Genomic DNA, 25469 nt, shown 5'->3' on the forward strand with positions numbered 1-25469 from the left:
AGTGTTTTATTAATGTATTTGTGCTTTTTTTCAGGTTTAAGTGTTAAAACTTGCAGTTTTTTAATGTAAAACTGCAATTTTATTGCATAATTTTTCTACATTTAGTGCAATAACTTAAATAATAGCTAATATGAAAAATTATTGTATTCAATTGATCACTATTGTGGTGTTGTTTTTTGCGCAGAGTGCGTTTGCGCAATTAGTAACGGTATCTGGTAATGTTGCAGAGAAGGGGGCAGATATGCCTTTGGCCGGGGTTAGTGTTGTAATTGAGGGAACATCTAAGGGGGCTATAACCGATTTTGATGGAAATTTCTCAATTCAAGCAGATGCTACAGCAGGCAAAACACTTAAATTTAGTTTTATGGGGTTTAAATCTGTTTCTATTCAATTAACAGGTGGAGATCAAACTATAAATCTTGCTATGGAAGAAGATGCCACAAGTTTAGATGAGGTTGTAGTTACTGCCTTAGGGATTAAACGTGAAAAAAAATCTTTAGGGTACTCTATAACTAAAGTTGGAGGTGATGATATTGCAGAAGTTAAAACTGTAAGTGCAGTAAATTCTTTACAAGGAAAAGTTGCAGGGGTAAATATTTCTACTGGTAGTGGAGGGGCTTCGTCTTCTAGTAGAGTGGTTATTCGTGGGGCAAGTTCTTTAACAGGAGATAACCAGCCTTTATATGTTGTAGATGGAATACCTATTATTAATAATACAAGTAGTTCTGTGGTTGGTCCAACAAATGATGGAACCGGAGATGGAGGAGACGATATATCGTCTATAAATCCAGACGATATTGAATCTGTATCTGTGTTAAAAGGGAGTTCTGCGGCAGCTTTATATGGCTCTTTAGCCTCTAATGGTGTTATTATGATTACAACTAAATCCGGTAAAGGACAAACTGGCTTAGGGGTAGAATATTCAAGCTCTTTTACTTTTGATAGAATAAATACAGGCTTGCAAGATATGCAAACGAAATATGGACAAGGTGTAAATAATTTAAAGCCTGGTTATGAATACGATGATAATGGAAATGCAATAGAGATGAGTGAAGAAGATGCTATTAACGATTCTTATGCCTACACATTACAATCTTGGGGAGCATTAATGGATGGTTCGTTAGTGTATAATTGGGATGGTGAAAAAAGACCATATTCTTATCAAGGAAGTAATTTAGATAAATTTTACGATACTGGTACAACGGCAGTAAACACATTAGCATTAACCAAAGGTGGAGATGGATATAATTACCGCTTTTCTATGACTAATTTAGATAATAAAGATATTTTTCCAGGTACGACTTTAAATAGAAAATCATTTTCTTTAAATGCTTCTGCTAAAATCAATCCTAAATTAACGTCAACAATCAATGCAAAATATATGATTGAGAAGACTCACAATCGTATTAATTTAGGAGATACACCTGGTAATGCCAATACTGTTGCTTATGTTTTACCAGGAAGTTTGGATATTAATGATCTTAAACCTGGATCTAATGAAGATGGTACAGAACTTTCATTTCAACCAAGTGAATTTATTACAAATCCATATTGGGTAGTTAACAATTTTAATAATGATGATCAGAAAAATAGATTTACAGGTTCTACAGTGTTGCAATACGATGTAACAGATTGGTTGTATATATTAGGAAGAGCAGGTATAGATACTTATGATTTGTCTAGAACAAATGTTACGCCATTTGGAACAGCGTATCAACCTGCAGGACAGATGACGCAAAGTAAGTCTACGTATACATCTGTAAATTCAGATCTTATGGTTGGAATTGAAAGACCAATTACAAGTAAAATATCTTCTAACTCTATTTTTGGTGCAAATTCAAGAACAAATACTTTTGAGCAATTATCTGCAACAGGATATAATTTTATTGTTGAAGGTTTAGAAGATTTAAATAATACTACTTTACCTGTTCCAACAAACAGTTATTATAAAACAAAAACAAATTCTCTTTATGGTTCTGTAGAGTTAGATTACGAAAAGTTTTTATACCTAACATTTACAGGAAGAAACGACTGGTTTTCAACCTTATCTTATCCAGGGAAAGATACACCTAATAACGATTTTTATTGGTCTTTAAGTAGTAGTTTGTTGTTAAGCGATTTGTTAACATTACCAGATGCATTTAATTATACTAAAGTTAGAGCAAGTTATGCACAAGTAGCTGGTGGTGCAAGTGATGCGTATTCACTTAATTTAGATTACGCCATATCTGGTTCTTTTCAAGGGCAATCTTACGGTGCGATAAACAGTACCTCTATACCTAATCCAGATTTAACCCCATTTCAAAAAACAGAATATGAATTTGGATTAGAGTCTAATTTCTTTAATAACCGCTTAGGAATCGATTTTGCATATTATAGTAATAAAACCACAAATGATATTGTTACAGCATCTGCTTCAGAAGCTTCAGGATATTCATCTGCAATATTAAATATTGGTGAGTTATCTAATAAAGGTGTAGAATTTTTAATTCGAGGAACACCAGTACAAACAGAACATTTCTCTTGGAATACATCTTTTAACATGGGGTATAATGATAGTGAAATTGTACATACAGACGATGAAAATACCTCTATTAACGTAGACGGAAGTGAGTCGCGTTCTGGAACAGCAATTATTGCACATATAGTTGGCGAAAATTATGGTGTAATATATGGGTCTTCTTATGAGAGAGATAATGATGGTAATATTGTTTACGATAATACGGGTAGTATTCCTAAACCTGTACAGGGTGAAAACAAAATATTAGGTCAAGGTGTAGCACCATATACATTAGGATTTCATAATTCATTTAAATATAAAAATGTGTCTTTAAGCTTCTTAGTCGATGCTAAGTTTGGTGGTAGTGTGCATTCTGGTACAAACAGAGAATTAATGATGAGAGGGTTGCATAAGAAAACTTTAAGAGGACGTGAAGACGGGTTAGTAGTTTCTGGTGCAGATAGCGAAACTGGTGAGTTGTTTTCTACTACAGTGGCTCCAGAAAATTTAAGATTTTTCTATGGATATATTGGTGCCGAAAGTGCAGGTATAGCAGAAGAATTTGTATACAGTACAGATTTTGTGAAATTTAGAGAGTTAAGTTTATCGTATAACATGTCTAAAGATATTTTGTCTAGTGTTTTTATAAACGAACTACGATTTTCTTTAATAGCTAGAAACTTATTTTACATCTATAAAGTTATAGATAATGTCGATCCAGAAGCTTCTTTAAATAATCTTAACTCACAAGGTATAGAGCGTTTTGGAGTGCCTTCAACCCAAAGTTTAGGTTTTTCTGTAAATATTAAATTTTAAAAAAAACACAAAATGAAAAAAATACTTATTTTATTAGCGGTAGTTGCAATATTTGGATCGTGTGATGAAGGTTTTGATGAACTTAATGTTAATCCCACAACTGCAACAGATTTAGATCCATCAACTAAATTAACATATATTCAATTATATACAGGCGGGAGTAGTTATGTTGCTACTTTGTTTTATGATGTAATTCATTTAATGCAAAATGTACAGCATCTTAATGCCACTTCTTATGTCTCTTTCTTATATCAAGAAGGAAGTACAAATCACTTTTTTGAAGAACAGTACCCAAACACAGTTAAAAATTTAATCGATTTAGAAACCGCTTTAGCCTCTAGTGAATCTTCTACAGCAGAAGTAGACTTAGCAATAGCAAGCGTGCAAAAGGTGCTTATTTTTAGTAGAATTACAGACCTGTATGGTGATATACCTTATACCGAAGCAGGTTTAGGTTATATAGAAGGCATACGTTTTCCTACATACGATTCTCAATCTGATATCTATTTTAGCATGTTGGAAACTTTAGATAGCGCTGCAACGGTATTAAGTGCAGGTGGAGAAAGTTCTTATGGCTCTGCAGACTTGTTATATGGTGGCGATACTACTAAGTGGAAAAAATTTGCAAATTCTCTTATGTTGCGTTTGGCAATGCGAATGGTAAAAGTAGATAATAGCGCTGCACAAGAGTGGGCAACAAAAGCTATAAGCGGTGGAGTTATGAGTAGTAACGATGATATTGCTTATGTACAATATGAAGATAATGCAGACGATTCTGGACCAAATGTAAATCCGCTTACAAAGTCTTTTTCCTCTAGAGCAGATGCTCAATTAAAAATTTCAGCAACACTTATGGATTATATGAAAGATAGAAACGATCCTAGAGTGTCTGTATTATTCTCAACAATTGATGGCGATACGTCTTTCGATTTACAATCGGGTCAGGATATAAATGATGATACTAGAGGTACTGCTAATTCTAAACCAAATATTAATATTTTCGGCGGTAGTGGTATTGTTATTTACGATGCTCCCTTATTCTATCAAACATATGCTGAAGTTGAATTTATGGTTGCAGAAGCAGCAGAACGTTGGGGACTTGGCGATGGCGATGTAGAGGCGCATTACAATGCGGGAGTAACGGCTGCAATGGACTATTTGTCTATGTATGGCAATGGGGTTGTTAGTATTACAGCAGATCAAATTAATACGTATTTAGAAGCAAATCCATTTGATGAATCTCAAGCATTAAAAATGATAAATGAGCAATATTGGATAGCAACTTTTGGAAATGGAATTGAAACTTTCTCAAATTGGAAACGATCTGGATATCCAGAATTGGTTGCTGCAGATGTAGCAGATTTATTAACAGGAGGCGAAATACCAAGAAGATTTCCCTACCCAAGTTCAGAAGAACTAAATAACCCAGACGCGGTTGCAGCGGCAATAGCAGCTCAAGGAGGCGATGGACTTCTAGATAGAACTTGGTGGGATGTAGAGTAATAAATTAAGGATTTAAAAATAAAAACTATTAATACTTAAGGTTAATAATATTCATGGTTTGTTTATAATTAATAGTTTAGGTGAGAGAAATTGGTTACTTCTCTCACCGTTTTTTAAATCTTATAAAATCAAAAAAATAGTACTTAATTTTTTTAAAAAACAGATAATAAAATGTACTTAGTTCTTAACTCTTTAAAGGTGTTTAATATATGAGCGCAACACTTATTTTGTTAGTAATAGCCTTGTATTTTGTGGTTTTACTTGTTATCTCTCATGTTGTTTCCAAAAACACTAGCGACGATTCTTTTTATACCGGAGACAGAAAGTCGCCTTGGCAAATTGTAGCATTTGGGATGATAGGTGCTGTACTTTCCGGGGTTACATTTGTATCTATACCGGGAATGGTTGGGACTAACTATTTTTATTATTTACAATTTGTGTTTGGAAATGTTGTAGGGTATGTGTTTATAACATACGTGCTTGTACCTATTTATTACGATCTAAAATTAGTGTCTATTTATTCTTATTTAGAATCACGTTTTGGTATTAAATCATATAAAACAGGCTCACTATTTTTTTTAATTTCCCAATCTTTTGGTGCTGCATTGCGGCTATTGCTTGCAGCTAAAATTTTACAGTATGCGGTATTCGATGCTTTTCATATACCATTCTTTGTTACTGTACTTATTATATTGATTTTAATCTGGTTATACACTCATAAATCTGGAATTAAAACTATAGTATGGACAGATACTCTACAAACCTTTTTCTTATTACTAGCTGTTGGTGTTACAATTTATGTAGTTAAAAACGCACTAAACATGAATCTTGTAGAGACTACTTCTGCGGTAATGAATCATAGGTATTTTAAAATTTTTAATTGGGATTTTAATTCAGGAAGCAACTTTTTTAAGCAATTTATTTCTGGCGTATTAATCGCTGTTGCTATGGTTGGTTTAGATCAAAATATGATGCAAAAAACGCTAACATGTAAAAACAAAAATGAAGCACAACGCAATATTTTAACCTTTAGTTTAGTGTTGGCTGTAACACAATTTTTGTTTTTAGGATTAGGCGTTTTGTTATATATGTATGCTCAAAATTTCGGAATACAATTGGAAGTGGAAAACGGAAAATTTATTAATACAGATACGTTGTTCCCTATGTTGTCTTTAAATCACTTCGGAACCATTGCTAGCTTAAGTTTTATATTAGGAATTACAGCAGCATCATTCTCAAGTGCAGATTCTGCTTTAACTGCTTTGACAACCTCATTTACTCACGACTTTTTAGATATTCAACATGAAAATTCTAAAGTGAAAAAAGCATTAAAGAACCGAGTATTATTTGGTTTTTCTGCAGTTATTTTTACAATAATTATGGTGTTTTCTCAAAGTAAAGGAAATGTAATTTCATTAATATTTAAGGTAGCAGGATATACTTATGGTCCCTTATTGGGATTATATATGTTGGGCATTTTTAGTACACTAAAAGTAAAGGACTCAGCAGTTCCTTTTATATGTGTGCTCATGCCTGTAGTTACCTATCTTTTAAATCATTATTTTATTCTTTGGTTCGATTTCGATTTCGGATTCATGAACATTTTTGTTAATGCTTTTTTAACAGTAATATGTTTAATCCTTTTTCGGGATAAAAAAAATATAAATTAAATTGAAACATGCTGAGTATGAAAAATAAACTAACAACAGAGCAAGCATCAGACTATAATAATTTAGAAAAAATGAGCACTAACGAGTTGCTTAGTAGTATGAATGTTGAAGATAAAACAGTGCCTTATGCTTTGGAACGAGCTGTGCCTGCTATTGAAAAATTGGTTGATGTTATACATGAAAAAATGAAAGCTGGCGGACGATTATTTTATATAGGAGCAGGTACTAGTGGCCGGTTAGGTGTGTTAGATGCTTCTGAATGTCCACCAACTTATGGTGTGCCTGACGATTGGGTAATTGGATTAATAGCTGGCGGAGATATCGCACTTAGAAAAGCCGTAGAGAATGCCGAAGATAATACCGATTTGGCCTGGGAAGATCTAAAAAAATACAATATTACAGATAAAGATGTATTAGTTGGTATCGCGGCATCTGGCACAACACCATATGTTATAGGTGGTGTACAAAAAGCTAAAGCACATAATATAATTACCGGTTGTGTAACTTGTAATGCAGATTCCCCATTGTCCCTAGAGGTAGATTATCCTATAGAAGTAGTTGTTGGACCTGAATTTGTTACAGGAAGTACAAGAATGAAAGCTGGTACAGCTCAAAAATTAGCCTTAAACATGATCTCTACAACTGTCATGATAAAACTTGGTCGTGTAAAAGGGAATAAAATGGTTAATATGCAATTGTCTAATAAAAAACTGGTAAAACGGGGTGTTAAAATGATTGTTGACGAACTCGGGATTGATGAGAAGTTGGCTAAAACATTATTGCTAAAACATAACAGTGTAAGAAATGTAATTAACGAATTTAATAACTCTAGTTATGAATAAAATGTTCATCATTGGTGTATTACTCTTAACTTCATTAGGGTTTTTTCCAAATCCATATAACATTGAGAGCAAAAGCCCTAAAGAAAAATGGGTAGATAGTATATACAATAGTATGTCTTTACAAGAAAAGGTTGGGCAATTATTCATGGTAGCGGCATATTCTAATAGGCCTAAAAGCCATGTCGATTCCATTCAAAATTTAATAAAGAAAAATGGCATTGGCGGCTTAATTTTTTTTCAAGGAGGTCCTGTGCGTCAAGCTAAATTAACAAATACCTATCAATCCCTATCTAAAGTCCCTTTGTTAATTGGCATAGATGCAGAATGGGGCTTAAATATGCGGTTAGATAGTACATCTGGATTTCCGTATAACATGACCCTTGGAGCAATTCAGGATGACGCTGTAATAAAAGCAATAGGACAGCAAATAGGTAAACATTCTAAGCGTTTAGGTGTACATTTAAATTTTGCACCTGTAGTAGATATTAATACTAATGCTAATAATCCTATAATTGGTGTTCGCTCGTTTGGCGAAGATAAATTTAATGTTACCCAAAAAGCTATAGCATTCACAGAGGGTCTGCAAAGCGAGGGGGTTTTGGCGTGTGCTAAACATTTTCCTGGACATGGAGATACAGCTACAGATTCGCATAAAACATTACCGGTAGTAAATTTTTCAGAAGAAAGAATACAAAATGTAGAGTTCTATCCTTATAAAGCATTATTTAAAAAAGAGGTTGCTGGTGTTATGGTTGCTCATTTAAGTGTGCCTAGCCTAGAGGCAGAACCAGGGTTGCCCTCTTCATTATCTTATAATATTGTAACAAATATTCTAAAGGGCCAATTAAACTATAAAGGCTTAGTATTTACAGACGCTTTAAACATGAAAGGAGCAGCAAATTTTAAAGCGCCAGGCGATGTAGATTTAGCTGCTTTTAAGGCGGGTAATGATGTATTACTTTTTACCAATAACTCTACAAAAGGGATTTTAAAAATTGTTGAAGCTTATAATAACAACGACATTTCTGAAGCACGTTTAGCGCATTCCGTAAAAAAAATATTAGGTGCAAAATACGATGTTAATTTAAATAAGTTTAAACCTATCGAGATTGAAGGTTTAATAAGTGATCTAAATTCTGATGCAAATGTAGACTTAAATAAAGCTGCGATGAGTAAGGCAATAACCATTTGTAAAAATCAAAATAAGATTTTACCAATTCAGAAAAAATCTGCAGAAAACATAGCGTTTTTAAAATTGGGAGATGGGGATTCAAAACCGTTTTTTAATGCTTTGCAATCAGAACTTAATGTCTATAATATTTCAGATTTAGAAGCATCTGTACGATTAAAAGAACAAAAAAAATATGATAAGGTAATTATTAGTTACCATAGATCTAATTACCGAGATGTAAAAAAAATATCTGCAGAAGACAAGATGTTAATAGAACAGATTGCTAAGAGTAATCACGTTGTTTTAAATGTATTTGCAAGTCAGTATTGTTTAAAAGAATTGCTTTTAGAACATGTTGAAGGTTTAATTATCTCTTATGAAAATACAGATGTTGCTCAACTTACTTCAGCTCAAATTTTAGTGGGTAAAAAAGAAGCTGTTGGGAAATTACCTGCCTCCATTAATGCGGAATTAAAATAAAATTAAAGTCATTTATATTATGATTATTAGGTTTAGTCTACTAGTGTTAATAGTTGCTTGTGTGTCTTGTAATAGTGTTACAAAACATAAAACAGTTAATAGTAATACCTTTAAAAAAGACACTATAATTCGTGTAGGTGCAAACCAGACTACAGAATATTTGCCCTTACTAAAAGGGAAAAGAGTTGGTATTACCGCAAATCAAACTAGTGTTATCTTTAAATCAGACACTCAGTTAGAATACACGCATTTAGTAGATTCTTTATTACTACTCAATATAGATGTGAAAAAAGTGTTTGCACCAGAACATGGATTTCGTGGTCAAGCAGATGCTGGCGAACACATTGCAGATGGTACAGATGCTAAGACGGGATTGCCTATTATATCGCTCTATGGTGCAAATAGTAAACCTTCCAAAGCGAATTTAGAAGATATAGATGTTATGGTTTTCGATATTCAGGATGTTGGTGTGCGTTTTTATACCTATATATCTACGTTACATTATATTATGGAAGCTTGTGCCGAATTGAATATTCCTGTGGTTGTACTAGATCGGCCAAATCCTAACGGTCATTATATTGATGGGCCTATACTTGAAGAGGACCTTAAAAGTTTTGTAGGGATGCATCCTGTTCCAGTAGTTTATGGAATGACTATTGGGGAATATGCAAAAATGATTAATGGTGAAAAATGGTTAAAACAAGGTGTTCAGTGTGATTTAACAGTAGTTAATCTAAAAAACTATGCACACCATTTAGGGTATAATTTGCCTATTAAACCTTCTCCGAATCTCCCAAATGCTGTTGCTGTTAATTTGTACCCAAGTCTTTGTTTTTTTGAAGGCACAACTGTGAGTTGTGGTAGGGGCACAGCTATGCAATTTCAAGTTTTTGGAGCGCCTACATTACCAAGTTCAATATTCGAATTTAGTTTTACTCCTCAGCCAAATTTGGGTTCTAAAGCTCCAAAATATAAGGGAGAACTTTGTTATGGAATGGATTTAAGACGTCAAGTAAAACTACACGATTTAAATTTAGAATGGTTAATCACAGCTTACCATTCGTCTTTAGAAAAAGAGGTGTTTTTTAATGCTTTTTTTTCAAAATTGGCAGGTACTAAAACCTTACAAAAACAGATAGAAAACGGATTATCTAGTCCTGAAATTAAAGCTAAATGGCAATTAGGTCTTAACGCATTTAAAAATACAAGAGCAAATTATTTGCTGTATAAATAATTTATAAGTAAAACTTAAAGTTTAAAACAAAAAATAAAAGATTATGCTAAAAAGTAGTATAGACAAAGCGACAGGATTTGAAAAGCGCTTCGAGAACATCGGGACAGTTGTTTATGAAGATTCAAATTCAGGGTCTAAAGCTGTAGCTAAGGAAATCGCCGAATTAATCCAAGTAAAAGCCTCACAGAAACAGCCTTGTATATTAGGATTAGCCACAGGCTCTTCACCCAAAGGCTTATATGCAGAATTGGTACGTTTACACAAAGAAGAAGGCTTAAGTTTTAAGAATGTAATTTCTTTTAACTTGGATGAATACTATCCTATGGAGCCAGACTCTGTAAACAGTTATGTACGATTTATGAACGAGTTACTGTTTAATCATGTCGATATTTTACCAGAAAACTGTCACATTCCAGATGGAACATTAGCCAAAGAAGAGATTGCAGATTATTGCGATGCTTACGAGTCAAAAATAGAAGCTTTAGGCGGAATAGATTTACAAATATTGGGAATTGGAGGAAATGGCCATATTGGTTTTAACGAATCGGGATCACTACAAAACTCAAAAACGCGATTAGTCGCCTTAGACCACATTACCAGAGTTGCAGCCAGCAGCGATTTTTTAGGATTAAACAACACCCCAAGAACAGCCATTACATTGGGTGTTAAAAAGATTATGGAAGCCCAACGCGTAATATTAATGGCTTGGGGCGAAGGGAAATCTAACATTATAAAACAATCTGTAGAAGGGCAAGTAACTAACTTGGTACCAGCGTCTTTTTTACAAGAACACGATAATGTAACCTTTGTATTAGACAAGGAATCATCTTCTAAACTAACACGAGTAAATACACCTTGGTTGGTAGAAAAAATAGAATGGACGGATAAGTTAGTAAGAAAGGCTGTATTAGGTTTAGCATTACATTTAAAGAAACCCATTTTAATGTTAACCGATGCCGATTATATAGAAAACGGAATGAGCGATTTATTAGCCGATTCTGGACCAGCCTACGATATAAACATCAAGATTTTTAACAGGTTGCAAAACACCATAACCGGATGGCCTGGAGGAAAACCTAATGCCGATGATTCTAAACGTCCCGAACGCGCAGAGCCAGCTAAGAAACGCGTACTAATATTTAGTCCGCACCCAGATGACGATGTGATCAGTATGGGAGGAACTTTTAAACGATTACAAGAACAAGGTCACGAAGTGCATATTGGGTATCAAACCTCAGGAAACATAGCCGTATCGGACGATGAAGCCTTACGATTTGCAGGTTTTGTATGCGATTACAATGCCAAATTTGGCATAGAAAGTACAGAAGCAGAAAACATTTATAAAAAAGCCATAGCGTTTTTAGAGAATAAAAAAGGGAGTGAGATAGACATCCCGGAAGTACGCTATATAAAAGGATTAATACGAAAAGGAGAAGCACATGCTGCAGCAAAATTTATAGGCTTACCAGATGCTCACATCCATTTTATGGAAATGCCATTCTATGAAACAGGAGCCATAGAAAAGAAACCTTTAGGCGAGGATGATATAGAGATAACAATGGCCTTAATCGATAAGATAAAGCCACATCAAATTTATGCAGCAGGCGATTTAGCCGATCCACACGGGACCCATAAAGTGTGTTTAGACGCCATATTTACAGCCGTAAAAGCGCTAAAACCAAAAAAGTATATGAAAGACTGTTGGGTTTGGTTATACCGAGGGGCATGGCAAGAGTGGAATGTAGATGAGATAGAGATGGCAGTACCAATGAGTCCGGATCAAGTGTTAGAAAAGCGTCATGGAATATTTAAGCATCAATCGCAAAAAGATGGTGTGGTGTTTCAGGGATCAGACAGCAGAGAATTCTGGCAACGAGCAGAAGACCGAAACCGCGAAACAGCAGAGATCTATCATCAATTAGGTTTAGCACACTACGCTGCTATGGAAGCCTTTGTGAGGTGGCATTTTTAGAGTGTTTATCTTATAAATTAAAAAGCCGAGAAATAATTTCTCGGCTTTTTTTATTTGTAAAAATTCATAATATCAATATAATGTGCTACAGGGTCTGAAAGTAAAGGTTTACAGTTTTTTCCATCTCGTATGGCTTGTCTAATAAAGGTTGAAGATATTTCAACAATAGGAGCGTCTATAAGATGTATTTTAGGGTGATTTTTAAGTGTTGTTTCAGTTTGATCTTTTGTAATTCTGGGGTACACATAAAGCTCGTGGTTTTCTAAAATTATATCGCTGTTTTTCCATTTATGAAATCCTTTTAAATTATCTTCACCCATAATTAAAGAAAACTTATGTTTAGGATATTTTTCTAAAAGATAAGTAAGCGTATTAATGGTGTAACTAGGTTGAGGTAATTTAAACTCTATATCACTAACATCAAGTTTTTCATAATCTTTTATGGCTTGATATACCATTTCGTATCTATGGTGATTATCCAATAGAGTACTTTTTTTCTTAAAGGGATTATGAGGTGTAACAACTAACCAAATTTGCTCTAAATCGCTGTATTCGGCCATGTGGTTTGCAATAATTAAATGTCCTGTATGTATAGGGTTAAAAGTGCCGAAGTAAAGCCCGATTTTCATGAAATACTAATCTTTATTAATGAATTCAGAAACCACTTTCTCTGCTTCGACAAGTGCGTGTTCTAAGGTGTCGTTTTCTATAATACAGTCAAAAAGTGGTGCTGTTGCTAATTCTGCTGAAGCTTTTGCAACGCGCATGTTAATTTTGTCTTCAGATTCTGTTTTACGTTTTTTAAGACGAATTTTTAACTCGTCTATACTTGGTGGTTTAACAAATATAGAAAGCGTTTCTTCAGGAAACTTACGTTTAATCCTAAGTCCGCCAGAAACGTCAATATCAAAAATAACATGTTTACCTTGAGCCCATATACGTTCAACTTCACTCTTTAACGTGCCATAAAAATTATCTCGGTAAACTTCTTCCCATTCTAGAAACGAATCGTTTTTAATATTGTGTTTAAACTCTTCTAGAGATAAAAAATAATAATCTTTAGCGTGTACTTCTGTGCCACGTTTCTCGCGAGACGTAGCAGAGATAGAGAATTCTAAGTTTAATGCATCTATACCGAGTAAATGTCTTACAATAGTTGTTTTTCCTGATCCAGAAGGAGCAGAGAATACAATAAGTTTTCCTTTAGACATGTTATAAAACGTTTAAAAGTTGTTCTTTAATTTTTTCTAATTCGTCTTTCATTTGCACAACTAATTTCTGCATTGGTGCATAATTACTTTTAGAGCCAATAGTGTTTATTTCACGACCTAATTCTTGGCCAATAAAACCTAATTTTTTTCCGTTAGAATCTTTAGAATTTAAAGATGTTATAAAATATTCTAAGTGGTTTTTTAAACGTACTTTTTCTTCTGTGATATCATATTTTTCAATATAATATACTAATTCTTGTTCAAATCTATTCTCGTCTACCTTTTCTTTTAATTCTTCAACGCCTTTACGTAAACGCTCTCTTACAGCAATTATACGTTCTGGGTCTATAGCAATTACTTGGTCTAAAAGAGATTCTAATGTTGCTATGCGGTCTTTAAAATCTGTTTCTAATACTTTTCCTTCGTCTAAACGGTATTCTGTAATGTGGTCTAAAGCAGTATGTATTTCTGTTAAAATGATTTTCCATTCATTTTCATCAATATCCTGACGTTCTGTACTTACCGCATCAGGAAAACGTACAGCCATTTTAAGTAATTCAGTTTGGTCGCCGTCAACTATATCTTGAAGTTGTTTTATATATTCTTTTACAACAGGCTTGTTAATTTGTGTAGAAGTTTCTTCACCAGTAATTTCAACAAAAATAGAGAAATCTATCTTTCCGCGTACCAGTTTATCTGCAATGAGTTTACGTAAATTCAATTCCTTTTCTCTGTAGAATGATGGCATTCTTGTATTAAGATCTAAGTTTTTGCTATTAAGCGATTTAATTTCTATAGAAATTTTTTTGGTAGGCAATTGTATTACAGATTTACCGTAACCTGTCATTGAATATATCATAAACTATAATTAAAAAGTTATGCAAAGGTAGTTAAAGTTAGGCGTATAGAAAATTCTAAAACAGATATGTATATCGTCTATTATTTTTTATTTTTGAAGGAAAAGGTTAATCCATGTACACTAAAAAATTTGAAATTCGTTGGAGTGATATTGATGCTAATCGCCATCTCGCAAATTCTGCATATACTAATTTTATGAGTCATACACGAATGGCTTTCTTATTGGAACACGGATTTTCGTCTCAAGACATGGCTAAATTTAATCTGGGGCCGGTTGTGTTTTATGAGCATATGTATTATTTTAAAGAAGCATTTTTAGGACAACCTATTACAGTTGGACTAGAAGTCTCTGGAATTAGTGATGACGGAAAATTTTTTAAATTTGAACATAATTTTTATAATGACAAAGGTGAACACCTTGCACATTGTGAAATGCTAGGTGGTTGGATAGATTTAAAAGTGAGAAAACTAACAGGCTTACCAGACCAATTAATGGTATTGGCTAATGCATTTCCTAAAACAGAAGACTTTAAAGTATTAACTAAAGCTGATACTAGAGTTTTTAATAAAGTGCCTAAACCTTTAAAAACAAAGGCAAATTAAGTTTTTTTAGTTACTAAATATACGCCAGTAAAAATTAAAATAGCAGTTAGTATTTTTACAATATTTATGGTGTCACTTCCAATAATTAATGCAAAAGTGGCAGCAATTACGGGTTGGATATATACAAAAATACCGGCTGTAGAAGCTTTTAATTGAGTGAGACCTAAGATATTAAATAAATAGGCTCCAAAGGTTGCAAAAACCACAACAAAACAGGCTGAAAAAGCAATATAAGGTGGGAAATTATGCCATGCTACTGCTCTAAATTCTTGTAATCCAAATGGTATTGTCATGATTAACCCCAATAAAAACAGCCATTTTATAACTGTTAACGGATGGTATTTTCCAGTTAATCTTTTAGCGATAATGAGATACACACTAAATGCCGTTGCATTTAAAATTATAAGAGCATTTCCTAAAATAATATTATCTGCCGGATGAATGGGCTTACCGTATGCGCTTAAAATAATTGCTCCTGCAAACCCTAAAAATATACCCAGTACTTTTATGGGTGTTATTTTTTCTTTTAAATAAATGGCAGAAAGTACAATTACTACTATAGGTGTAATGGTAGATATAACAGATGCATGTATAGGTGTTGTAAATTCTAGGCCTTTAAAAAAGGATAACATATTTAAGCACATGCCAAAGAATGCAGCAGCTACAAAAGTTAAATAATCCTGCTTTTCAATTTTTTGTTTTGGAGTAAAAATGCCAACAATCCAGAAAAGAGTAGTTGCGCCTAGTAAACGCAGTAAGATAAATCCAAAAGGTTTAATATAGCCACCATCAATAACATCATTAGCGAAGGAATAATTTAGGCCATAAAAAATTTGAACTAAAAAAAGTGCTAGTAATGCTAATATACGTTTATTCATGTATTGCTGCTTTAGCGGCTGCTACATTTTTTTTACTATTTCCTATAAATATTTTATTATTATAGATTAAAACTGGGCGACTTAAAAAGGTATAATGTTCGAGTATATAATTTTTGTAATCAATTTCTTCAAGAGATTGGTTTTTTAAATCCATCTCTTTGTACAATTTTGCACGTTTACTAAATAACGCTTCATAGCTCTGGGATAATTTGTGCATATCTTCAAGCTGTTTAACTGTAATAGGTGTTTCTTTAATGTCTTGAAGTACGACATCTCCAGGAAGGTTTAACTCCTTAATAATACGCATGCACGTGTTGCAAGTTTTTAAATAATAGATTTTATTCATAATTATTAGTGTTAAATGCCTTGAATGTTTAAATAAGAATTTGCTTCATTATAAGGGATAACAAATTCTGTAATTCCTGTAGCATATGGTGCAATTTCATATGTATTATATAACAAAATTAGACCATCAGGACTATAACCTATGTTTTGTGGTAAAATAAAATTGTCTGGTTCCAAGTACATATCTTCTCTCTCAGCAATTTCATCTTTAAAGTACGGACTAGCAAAGGTTGTAAATTCTTCTTTATTTCTAAAGAGTTTACTTGTTGTTAAAAGTGCTCCAGTTTGTGCGTTGAAATTTAAAAAGGTAATAACTAAAATACCGTGAGCACCACCTGTATTAGAGTAAGTAGTTAGAGAGATACTAATTACTTCAGGAGAATTATAGATCACCTCTCCGTCTATTTGAGCTTCCCATTCTTGTGAACTATCGGGAAATTGACTTTTAAAATTTTTATATTCTGTATTAAAACGATTGATGTGTTCTTCTATTGTAATTGAAGTCTCATCCATTTCATTAAATTCAAGCGCAGTTGCAACAAATTGATTTAGACTTTCATTAATATGAAGAGCGACATTATTATTACCATTAGCTTTAGGAATGTTAATGTCTACAATTGTATTATTAGGTGTAGTTATATGTTGTTCTGAAAAAGTAAGTTCTTTTTTTTGGGTACAAGACGCTAAAATAAAAAGACAATAAAGGATATAAAATGATTGTGTTTTAGGGCACATGATGTAGCTTTATAAATTGAAATTAAAGGTACATATTGAAGTTCGATAAGCGAAGAAAAAACCGAGTTTTAATTAAACAACAAGTAAGTAGTTTTAGTTTAAGTAATAAACATACCCTACACTAACCCAAATTAACGAATCGTTATTTTTGTTATATGTTAGGTCGTGGTTTAGACCATCTACCCAATCACTATTAAAAAATTGCCATTTTGCTTCTAATAAAAAATCTGAGTAATCACTAACTTTATATCGTATACCAATACCGGTGTTCAAAGCAGTAGTGTAAAAAGATTCTGTGTTTATGGCATTTAATCCCCATGGGGCATAAATCTGATCTGCATCTGTAATATTAGAATCTGGATTAGCAAAGGTTAACTGTCCTCCTAATATAAGATAGGGAGAAAAATCAAAAAACTGGTAAAAGAAATTTCTTAAACTTAATGGGTAATATTCAAGAGCTATACCACCACTAAAATTTTTAGCTTCCCCTGTCTGATTTCTTAACCTTTGTGCAGCATCACTATTATCTTCTGGATCTACATATTTACCGTAGTGCTGTAAACTAGTTTTGTTGTAGGATAAATCGAAACGAAGTTTAAAATGGTCGTAAACATAATCACGTCTAGAACCCCAATCAATTGGGTTTATATTAAACATGATACCAGCTCCAAAACCAATGTTACCAGTATTAGTGTCCTTATCCTCTCTTAGTCCAAAATCCGATCGCATTTGTGCTGGTCCTACCAGTAAACCTATTTCATACCCTGTTTGAGCATAAAATAAATTTATACAACTAAAGAAAAATAAAATTAAAAATAACCTTTGTTTATAGAGCATTGTATTTGCGTTAAATATATGCTGTTAGTAGCATTAATAGCAGATACAAATATATAAATTAAGTTGAATCAATCAAATAAAACTTAATTTAAGTGTTAGGAATAATTTAACATGAAAATTATTACGAATTTTAAGTAAAAACAGGTGGATATTTGTAAATAACGTATATTTGTGCTTCAAAACTAATGATTGCTTAGCAGTATCATAATTTTTTTTAAATGAAAAATCAAATAAATTCTTTTATTGAGCATGTAAAACAGAAAGATGGTCATGAACCAGAGTTTCTTCAGGCTGTTCACGAAGTTGCAGAAACTGTAATTCCGTTTATTGAAAACACTCCTAAATACAAAGGAAAAAAGTTATTAGAACGTATGGTTGAACCTGAACGTACTATAATATTTAGAGTCCCTTGGATTGATGATGAAGGACAAACTCAAGTAAATAGGGGGTTTAGAATAGAATTTAATTCAGCTATAGGTCCTTATAAAGGTGGTTTACGCTTTCATCCTTCGGTGAATTTAAGTATTCTTAAATTTTTAGGTTTTGAACAAACCTTTAAAAATGCTTTAACAACCTTGCCAATGGGAGGAGGAAAAGGCGGAAGCGATTTCGACCCTAAAGGTAAAAGTGATAACGAAGTAATGCGTTTTTGTCAGTCATTTATGTCTGAGTTAAGTCGCCATATTGGTCCAAATACAGATATACCAGCGGGAGATATAGGAGTTGGTGGTCGTGAGATAGGATATTTATTCGGACAGTACAAAAGATTACGTAACGAATTTACAGGTGTATTAACTGGTAAAGGAATAGAATATGGAGGTTCTTTAATTAGACCAGAGGCTACAGGTTATGGTGCGGTGTATTTTGCTAAAAGTATGCTTGCAACACGTAATGAATCTTTTGATGGAAAAACAGTAGTTATTTCTGGGTCTGGAAACGTGGCGCAATATGCTTGTGAGAAAGCTACAGAGTTTGGAGCTAAAGTTGTGACACTTTCAGATTCATCTGGGTATATCTATGATAAAGACGGGATAGATGTAGAAAAATTAGAATTTATAAAAACACTTAAAAATGTTAAGCGCGGACGTATAAGTGAATATGTAGATGTTTACCCGTCTGCGGAATATTTTGCAGGTGAAAGACCTTGGTCTATAAATTGCGATGTCGCAATGCCTTGTGCAACACAAAATGAACTAGATGCTAATGATGCTGAAAAATTAGTTGCTAATCAGGTCATTGCTGTTGCCGAAGGTGCTAATATGCCTACTACACCAGAAGCTATTGCTATTATTCAGAATGCTAAATTATTATTTTCTCCTGGTAAAGCGTCTAATGCTGGAGGCGTAGCAACGTCTGGTTTAGAAATGAGCCAGAATTCATTACGATTAAGTTGGACTAGAGAAGAGGTAGATGCTAAATTGCAACAAATTATGGATAATATACATGCATCATGTGTTAATTATGGTACGCAAGAAGATGGTTATATAGACTATGTTAAAGGGGCAAATATTGCTGGATTTGTTAAGGTTGCAGATGCAATGTTAGCTCAAGGAGTTGTGTAAAACCTTTACTAATTATAGATATAAAGCCTTCAAGATTTAGTTTTGAAGGCTTTTTCTTTTTCTTAAATTAAAGTTGTTTAAGTACTTCTAGCACTTTGCTGTGCATAGCGTCTGTATAATCAAGGTGAGTAACTAATCTCAGTTTACCTTGTCCCATGTTACTTATTAGTATATTATGGAGTTTAAGTTTTAATATAAATTCATTACTATTAACGTCATCTTGTAATTCAAAAATCACAATGTTGGTTTCAGAAGGCGCTACATGCTTTACTTGTGATATTAATTTTAAGTGTTCACCAAGTTCTTTTGCTTTTTTGTGATCTTCTGCTAAACGGTTTATATTATGGTCTATTGCATATAATCCTGCAGCAGCTAAAAAACCACCTTGTCGCATACCGCCTCCTAGCAGTTTTCTAATACGTAGTGCTTTCTGCATAAAAATGTTGTCTCCAATTAAAACAGAACCAATTGGGCATCCAAGTCCTTTACTCAGGCAGACCGATATAGTATCAAACAAAGCTCCGTATTGTTCTGGGGTTTCATTTTTAGCAACTAAGGCATTCCATAAACGAGCACCATCTAAATGATAACCTAAATTATGTTGTTCGCAAACGGTTTTAATCTTTTCTAGTTCGTGAATATCCCAACACGCTCCACCACCTTTATTAGTAGTGTTTTCAATTTCTACTAGAGTAGATAAGGGGCTGTGGTAAAAATCAGGCGGATTTATAGCTGCTGTAACCTCTTTTGCTGTAAACATACCTCGGGTTCCATCTATAAGTTTGCAAGATACGCCACTGTTAAAAGAAGCACCACCACCTTCGTAATTATATATATGTGCATATTTATCGCAAATAATTTGTTCGCCAGGATTTGTATGAATTTTGATAGCCGTTTGGTTAGCCATAGTGCCGCTAGGAAAAAACATTGCATGCGATTTTCCAAACAGTTTTGCTATGCGTATTTCCAGAGCGTTTATGGTTTCGTCCTCTTTGTATACATCGTCGCCAACATTTGCAGATATCATAGCTTCAAGCATTTCCGTGCTAGGTTTAGTAACGGTATCACTTCTTAGGTCTATAATCATAAATTTGTGTTTTATTAATAATAATTAAGGAAGAAAGTTAATAGATTATTGTCAATAAGCTTTTAATTAATACAATTTAATTAAGATGTATTATAATTGTGAAATTTGTATTAACACTTTGTTATTTTTGTTAAAATAAGTTTAATACTGTCAAATTAATAATTTTTTTTCATCACAAGACTGAAAAATATTAAGTATTTTAGAGAAAACGTAAAATGCATGAAGCCCACTAATTTAAAGCATCTTTTTTCTTCGTATGATGGTAATGAAAATTTATTTGATGAAATTTTCGATAAAAAACAAAATGTTAGACAGGTATATCAGAAGTTATTCGATATATATAATGATCAATCTATTGAAGATTTTATCAATTTAAACAATAAGGCTAAAACATCTTTTTTTAATCAGGGAATTACATTCCAAGTTTATAATGATGCTAAAGCTCAGGAAAAAATATTTCCTTTCGATTTGTTTCCAAGGATTATTGATGCCGACGAGTGGAAAACTATAGAACAAGGGGTTATTCAGCGCTGTAAGGCTTTAAATGCGTTTATTTGGGATGTTTATCACGATAAAAATATTATCAAAGCTGGGTTGGTACCTATAGAGTTAATAAGCTCTTCTGCTAATTATTTAAGACAAATGGATAATTTAGATCCAGTTGGAGGAATTTATAATCATATTTCGGGAACAGATTTAATAAAACATTCTGATGGTAAATATTATGTGTTAGAAGATAATATTAGGTGTCCATCGGGTGTAAGTTATGTGATTTATAATCGTAATGCTTTAAAACGGTCGTTATTTGGTGTTTTTAATCATTATAATATACATACCGTAACCGATTACTCAGAAAATTTATTAGATATTTTAGAGTCTGTAAAGCCCAAAGGTGTCGATGTGCCAACTTGTGTAGTTATTACACCAGGTGTTTATAATTCTGCTTATTTTGAACATTCATATTTAGCTAAAACCATGGGGATCGAATTGGTTGAAGGGCGGGATTTAGTGGTTGAAAATGATTTTGTTTACATGAAAACCATTAGTGGTCTTAAGCGTGTAGATGTTATTTATAGACGTATAGATGATACTTTTCTGGATCCTTTAGAGTTTAGAAAAGATTCGGCCATTGGTGTTCCAGGATTATTTTCTGCATATAAAAATGGAAATGTTACCTTGGTAAATGCACCAGGTACAGGTGTTGCAGATGACAAAGCCATATATACATATATGCCTGAAATTATTAAATTTTATTTAGGTGAAACACCTATTTTAAATAATGTACATACGTATCATTGTAGTAGGCCAACAGATTTAAAATATGTATTAGAAAATATCCATAATCTAGTGGTAAAACCTGTAGATGAAGCAGGTGGTTATGGTATTTCTATAGGAAATAAACTTACTAAAGCAGAAATTGAAGCTGTTAAAAAAGTCATTCTTCAAAATCCAAGAAAATATATAGCACAACCTATCATGTCGCTTTCAGTTCATGCTACTTATATTGAAGATTGCCAGTCTTTCGAGCAACGTCACGTAGATTTAAGAACGTTTACTTTATTAGGGCAAGATAAAGAGTTTGTGTTAAAAGGAGGTTTAACACGTGTAGCTTTAAAAAAAGGTAATTTAATAGTGAATTCGTCTCAAGGAGGTGGATCAAAAGACACTTGGGTTTTAAAAAAATAATTAATATATGTTAGCAAGAATAGCCAATAACTTATTTTGGATGGGGCGTTATATTGAGCGTGCAGAACATACCGCGCGTTTTACAAATGTAAACTACTTTTCCTCTTTAGATGCGCCAAATAAATTATCTAGAGATCGTCAATTTGTATTAAAATCTATTTATGAGATGGTAGGAGAAGAAGATGAAGATGATGAGGTTTTAGTAGAACAAGACGTACTTTATAATATTGCTTTAAATCCAGATAAACATTATTCAATTTTAAAGTGTATCTCTTATGCTCGTGAAAATGCAAACAGTTCAAGAGATTTAATATCTAACGATTGTTACGAAACCATAAATAAATTTTATCATTCTGTAATTAACTATTCTAAAGACTACTTTGTAACCCGTGGTTTGCATGATTTTACAAGCCATATCATGCATCAATCTACAATTTTAAAAGGTAAAATTAGAGGTACAATGCTGCATGACGAAGTCTATGCACTAATAAAATTAGGAATAAATATAGAGCGTGCTACACAGGTAACACGTATTCTGCAAATAAAATATAATGCTGCAGAACAAGTAACCTTAAGTAAGCCTAAACGTTTAAAAAAGAGTTATGAGTGGACTACACTTTTAAAATGTGTAGATTCTTTTGATATTAATAGAAGGGTATATAGAAAAACGCCTACACAAAGTACTGTATTAGAGTTTTTAATGCTTAATCCTAACAGTCCAAGAACGGTACTGTATTGCTTAAATCAGATTCAAGAACATATCACGATGTTAGATCCCTTAAAGGCGCATGAAAAGGGAACAGCCTTATTTTTAATAGGTAAAATGCGATGTGAATATAAATACAAAACGGTTGAAGATATACAGGACGATGTTAAGGATTTTATAGCGCATACTTTTTCAAGCTTAATAGAATTAAGTGAAAAACTTGAAGACGAATATTTCTACCATTAAAAGAATATGGTGTGAATAAATTGTTTTAATTTGAATTTTTAATTTCGTTTAGAATATGTTCAATTATACAATAAAATATACTGCAGAAAACTCTTACGAAAACCCCGTGTTCGAATCGTATTGGCAGTTTATGGTTACTCCCGAAAAAAATGCAACTCAGGAGTTAACCTCGAGTACATTCGCTGTTTCAGGAGATTGTCCGATAGAAAAATCTATTAATGGATATAATTTTGAAACCACTAGAATTCATACTAAAAAACCGTTTAATACAATTAAGTTTGAGGCTGTTTTTAAATTAACTAAATCTAAAGTTGATCCAATAAAAGTAAATCCAGAGTTTACTATAGCAGAAGAATATGAGGCAATTAGTACGCTGGATTTTAAAGTGGATTACGAAGCTTATTTAAATACTACCGAACTTACCACGCTGCCAAAAGGCGAATGTGACACTTGTATATTTAATTTTGAAACCTCTAAAAGTGTTTTAGATAACGTAAAACAACTTAATGCTTGGGTGTATAATAATATTACATTTAATGCAGAAGAAGCTGCTACAGAAACACCATTAACAGAGGTTTTAGAAAAAAAACACGGCGCAAGCTCAGATTTTGTACATTTATTTTGTGCCCTTTCGCGTTTAAATAAAATTCCTGCACGTTACGTATCTGGTTATTTACACCAAGGCGATGGCTTTTTTGGAGATTCAGAAATGAGTGCTTGGGCAGAAGTGTTTGTGCCTAATCTAGGTTGGGTTGGATTTGATCCAGCTAATAATATTTTGGCAGACCATAATCATGTAAAAGTAGCACATGGAAGAGATTACAACGATTGTGCTCCGTTAAAACAAGTTTTATTTGCCTACGGTAAAAAGGTGTCTAACCATAAGGTTGAGGTAACATATGAACAATAATATACTTGTAAATTTAATTTTTGAAAAAAAGTGTAGTACTTTTGAGTAAAATTTAATGTTTATGATAACAGCAGATCAAATTAAAGATCTTACACACCGCCTTACACTTCTAAGGCAATATCTTTGACATAGATGTCAAACTCATAGAAATACAAAATGAAGAGGAGCAAACCTTCGATCCAGAATTTTGGAACGATTCTAAGGCTGCAGAAGCAATCATGAAATCGCTTCGTGTTAAGAAAAAATGGGTAGAAGATTTTAATACAATTACAACACTTGTAGGCGATTTAGAAGTGTTATACGAGTTCTACAAGGAAGGAGATTCATCTTTAGAAGAAGTTACCGAACAATTCGAAAAAGCACACTTACTATTAGAAGATATTGAGTTTAAAAATATGCTGTCCGAAGAAGGTGATGGCTTAAGTGCTGTACTTCAAATTACTGCCGGAGCAGGCGGTACCGAAAGTTGTGATTGGGCAAGTATGCTTATGCGCATGTATTTAATGTATGCAGAGAAAAGCGGATTTAAAGTTAAAGAACTAAACTATCAAGAAGGCGATGTTGCAGGTATTAAAACTGTAACGTTAGAGATTGAAGGCGATTTTGCATTTGGTTGGTTAAAAGGTGAAAATGGAGTACATCGTTTGGTTAGAATTTCTCCATTTGATAGTAATGCAAAACGCCATACTAGTTTTGCTTCGGTATACGTTTATCCACTTGTAGATGATACCATTGAAATAGATATTAATCCTGCAGATATAGAGATTACAACTGCACGTTCTAGTGGTGCTGGAGGACAAAATGTGAATAAGGTAGAAACCAAGGTGCAATTAACACACAAGCCAACAGGTATTCAGATTTCATGTTCAGAAACACGCTCCCAACACGATAACAGATCTCGAGCTTTACAGATGTTAAAATCTCAATTGTATGAGATAGAACTTCAAAAGCAAATGGCACAGCGCGAAGACATAGAAGCAGGAAAGATGAAAATTGAATGGGGAAGCCAAATAAGAAACTATGTTATGCATCCTTATAAATTAGTTAAAGATGTAAGAACAGCACACGAAACAGGTAATGTAGATGCCGTAATGGATGGTAATATAGATGCCTTTTTAAAAGCCTATTTAATGATGATGGGACAAAAAACAGAAGAGACTAATAATTTATAATCACAATTAAACCTATGATTACAATTTATCACAATAATAGATGTAGTAAATCTAGAGAAGCATTAGATATACTTCAAGCCTCGGGAAAAGAATTTAAAGTTGTTAAATATTTAGAAGATATCCCAACAAAGGCAGAATTAGAACATATTATAGAGCTGTTAGATATTATGCCAATAGATTTAGTAAGAAAAAATGAAGCAATCTGGAAAGAGAACTTTAGAGATGTTAATTTAACAGACGAAGCTATAATAGAGGCTATGATAGAATATCCCAAACTTATTGAACGTCCAATAGTTGTAAATGGAGACCAAGCAGTAATTGGAAGGCCGCCTCAAGATATTACTAACATTTTATAAATACAAAAGCCTCTAATTTTTTTTAAGATTAGAGGCTTTTTCTTTTAACAATCTTTTAACTAAGACTAACTAAACCATTTTTGTTTCTT

22 protein-coding genes are annotated in these 25469 nt (G+C 33.0%); 14 read left to right on the forward strand and 8 right to left on the reverse strand.

What is annotated here, in order from left to right; translation table 11 throughout:
• Nucleotides 1–130: 130 nt before the first annotated feature.
• From FNB79_RS05015 to nagB, 7 genes are all read left to right on the forward strand, one after another.
• Nucleotides 131–3316: a SusC/RagA family TonB-linked outer membrane protein gene (locus FNB79_RS05015; protein ID WP_143380264.1), complete on the forward strand. Its 3186-nt coding sequence runs from the start codon at nucleotides 131–133 to the stop codon at nucleotides 3314–3316.
• Nucleotides 3317–3328: 12 nt separating this feature from the next.
• Nucleotides 3329–4819, forward strand: a complete 1491-nt coding sequence (locus FNB79_RS05020; RefSeq protein WP_143380265.1) for a SusD/RagB family nutrient-binding outer membrane lipoprotein — start codon at nucleotides 3329–3331, stop codon at nucleotides 4817–4819.
• A 209-nt stretch (nucleotides 4820–5028) separates the two neighbouring features.
• A complete protein-coding gene (locus tag FNB79_RS05025; protein WP_143380266.1) occupies nucleotides 5029–6489 on the forward strand; it encodes a sodium:solute symporter in 1461 nt (486 codons plus the stop codon).
• 17 nt (nucleotides 6490–6506) lie between these two features.
• The gene (murQ, locus tag FNB79_RS05030) at nucleotides 6507–7331 is read left to right on the forward strand and encodes an N-acetylmuramic acid 6-phosphate etherase (RefSeq protein ID WP_143380267.1); all 825 of its coding nucleotides are present in this window, start codon (nucleotides 6507–6509) and stop codon (nucleotides 7329–7331) included.
• Entirely contained in the window at nucleotides 7324–8982 is a 1659-nt protein-coding gene (locus tag FNB79_RS05035; protein ID WP_143380268.1) for a glycoside hydrolase family 3 protein, read from the forward strand. The genes murQ and FNB79_RS05035 overlap by 8 nt, the downstream gene beginning before the upstream one ends.
• A gap of 19 nt (nucleotides 8983–9001) precedes the next feature.
• Nucleotides 9002–10216: an exo-beta-N-acetylmuramidase NamZ family protein gene (locus FNB79_RS05040; RefSeq protein WP_143380269.1), complete on the forward strand. Its 1215-nt coding sequence runs from the start codon at nucleotides 9002–9004 to the stop codon at nucleotides 10214–10216.
• A 43-nt stretch (nucleotides 10217–10259) separates the two neighbouring features.
• The gene (gene nagB / locus FNB79_RS05045; RefSeq protein WP_143380270.1) at nucleotides 10260–12188 is read left to right on the forward strand and encodes a glucosamine-6-phosphate deaminase; all 1929 of its coding nucleotides are present in this window, start codon (nucleotides 10260–10262) and stop codon (nucleotides 12186–12188) included.
• Between the two features lie 50 nt (nucleotides 12189–12238).
• Here nagB and nadD read toward each other — a convergent pair whose 3' ends face one another.
• From nadD to FNB79_RS05060, 3 genes are read right to left on the reverse strand one after another with little or no spacing between them, the layout of a single operon-like run.
• Nucleotides 12239–12817 (reverse strand): nicotinate (nicotinamide) nucleotide adenylyltransferase, encoded by a 579-nt coding sequence (nadD, locus tag FNB79_RS05050; RefSeq protein ID WP_143380271.1) that lies wholly within the window; start codon nucleotides 12815–12817, stop codon nucleotides 12239–12241.
• Between the two features lie 6 nt (nucleotides 12818–12823).
• Nucleotides 12824–13399: a guanylate kinase gene (gmk, locus tag FNB79_RS05055; RefSeq protein ID WP_143380272.1), complete on the reverse strand. Its 576-nt coding sequence runs from the start codon at nucleotides 13397–13399 to the stop codon at nucleotides 12824–12826.
• A gap of 1 nt (nucleotide 13400) precedes the next feature.
• Nucleotides 13401–14258, reverse strand: coding sequence for a YicC/YloC family endoribonuclease (locus FNB79_RS05060; RefSeq protein WP_143380273.1), 858 nt, complete (start codon nucleotides 14256–14258; stop codon nucleotides 13401–13403).
• Between the two features lie 113 nt (nucleotides 14259–14371).
• On the opposite strand from FNB79_RS05060, the gene FNB79_RS05065 reads away from it, so the two are divergent.
• Nucleotides 14372–14860, forward strand: coding sequence for an acyl-CoA thioesterase (locus FNB79_RS05065; protein WP_143380274.1), 489 nt, complete (start codon nucleotides 14372–14374; stop codon nucleotides 14858–14860).
• Here the strand turns inward: FNB79_RS05065 and FNB79_RS05070 are convergent.
• From FNB79_RS05070 to FNB79_RS05085, 4 genes are all read right to left on the reverse strand, one after another.
• Nucleotides 14857–15738 carry a DMT family transporter gene (locus tag FNB79_RS05070; RefSeq protein WP_143380275.1) on the reverse strand — a complete coding sequence of 294 codons (882 nt, stop codon included), beginning with the start codon at nucleotides 15736–15738 and terminating at the stop codon, nucleotides 14857–14859. The two genes, FNB79_RS05065 and FNB79_RS05070, sit on opposite strands and share 4 nt — an antisense overlap.
• Nucleotides 15731–16084 carry an arsenate reductase family protein gene (locus tag FNB79_RS05075; RefSeq protein ID WP_143380276.1) on the reverse strand — a complete coding sequence of 118 codons (354 nt, stop codon included), beginning with the start codon at nucleotides 16082–16084 and terminating at the stop codon, nucleotides 15731–15733. The genes FNB79_RS05070 and FNB79_RS05075 overlap by 8 nt, the downstream gene beginning before the upstream one ends.
• Nucleotides 16085–16095: 11 nt before the next feature.
• The gene (locus FNB79_RS05080) at nucleotides 16096–16818 is read right to left on the reverse strand and encodes a DUF3298 and DUF4163 domain-containing protein (RefSeq protein WP_143380277.1); all 723 of its coding nucleotides are present in this window, start codon (nucleotides 16816–16818) and stop codon (nucleotides 16096–16098) included.
• Nucleotides 16819–16911: 93 nt separating this feature from the next.
• On the reverse strand, nucleotides 16912–17655 hold the full coding sequence (locus FNB79_RS05085) for a THC0290_0291 family protein (protein WP_143380278.1): 744 nt from the start codon (nucleotides 17653–17655) through the stop codon (nucleotides 16912–16914).
• Nucleotides 17656–17873: 218 nt separating this feature from the next.
• On the opposite strand from FNB79_RS05085, the gene gdhA reads away from it, so the two are divergent.
• Entirely contained in the window at nucleotides 17874–19217 is a 1344-nt protein-coding gene (gene gdhA, locus FNB79_RS05090) for an NADP-specific glutamate dehydrogenase (protein ID WP_143380279.1), read from the forward strand.
• Nucleotides 19218–19284: 67 nt separating this feature from the next.
• On the opposite strand, the gene FNB79_RS05095 is transcribed toward gdhA, so the two are convergent.
• Nucleotides 19285–20304: a threonine aldolase family protein gene (locus tag FNB79_RS05095; protein WP_143380280.1), complete on the reverse strand. Its 1020-nt coding sequence runs from the start codon at nucleotides 20302–20304 to the stop codon at nucleotides 19285–19287.
• 219 nt (nucleotides 20305–20523) lie between these two features.
• On the opposite strand from FNB79_RS05095, the gene FNB79_RS05100 reads away from it, so the two are divergent.
• The 5 genes from FNB79_RS05100 to arsC all read left to right on the forward strand — a co-directional run bounded on the left by FNB79_RS05100 (nucleotide 20524) and on the right by arsC (nucleotide 25380).
• Nucleotides 20524–21990 carry a circularly permuted type 2 ATP-grasp protein gene (locus tag FNB79_RS05100; protein WP_143380281.1) on the forward strand — a complete coding sequence of 489 codons (1467 nt, stop codon included), beginning with the start codon at nucleotides 20524–20526 and terminating at the stop codon, nucleotides 21988–21990.
• Nucleotides 21991–21997: 7 nt separating this feature from the next.
• A complete protein-coding gene (locus FNB79_RS05105; protein WP_143380282.1) occupies nucleotides 21998–22942 on the forward strand; it encodes an alpha-E domain-containing protein in 945 nt (314 codons plus the stop codon).
• Nucleotides 22943–22997: 55 nt separating this feature from the next.
• Nucleotides 22998–23852, forward strand: a complete 855-nt coding sequence (locus tag FNB79_RS05110; RefSeq protein ID WP_143380283.1) for a transglutaminase-like domain-containing protein — start codon at nucleotides 22998–23000, stop codon at nucleotides 23850–23852.
• Between the two features lie 61 nt (nucleotides 23853–23913).
• A protein-coding gene (prfB, locus tag FNB79_RS05115) for a peptide chain release factor 2 (RefSeq protein WP_143380284.1) occupies nucleotides 23914–25024 on the forward strand; the annotation gives its coding sequence in 2 pieces (ribosomal slippage) (nucleotides 23914–23976 and nucleotides 23978–25024; 1110 coding nt in all).
• A 14-nt stretch (nucleotides 25025–25038) separates the two neighbouring features.
• Complete coding sequence (gene arsC, locus FNB79_RS05120; RefSeq protein WP_143380285.1) at nucleotides 25039–25380, forward strand: arsenate reductase (glutaredoxin); 342 nt, start codon at nucleotides 25039–25041, stop codon at nucleotides 25378–25380.
• Nucleotides 25381–25469 lie beyond the last annotated feature (89 nt).

Source organism: Formosa sediminum, assembly GCF_007197735.1.
In the GTDB taxonomy this organism is placed as follows: Bacteria; Bacteroidota; Bacteroidia; order Flavobacteriales; family Flavobacteriaceae; genus Formosa; species Formosa sediminum.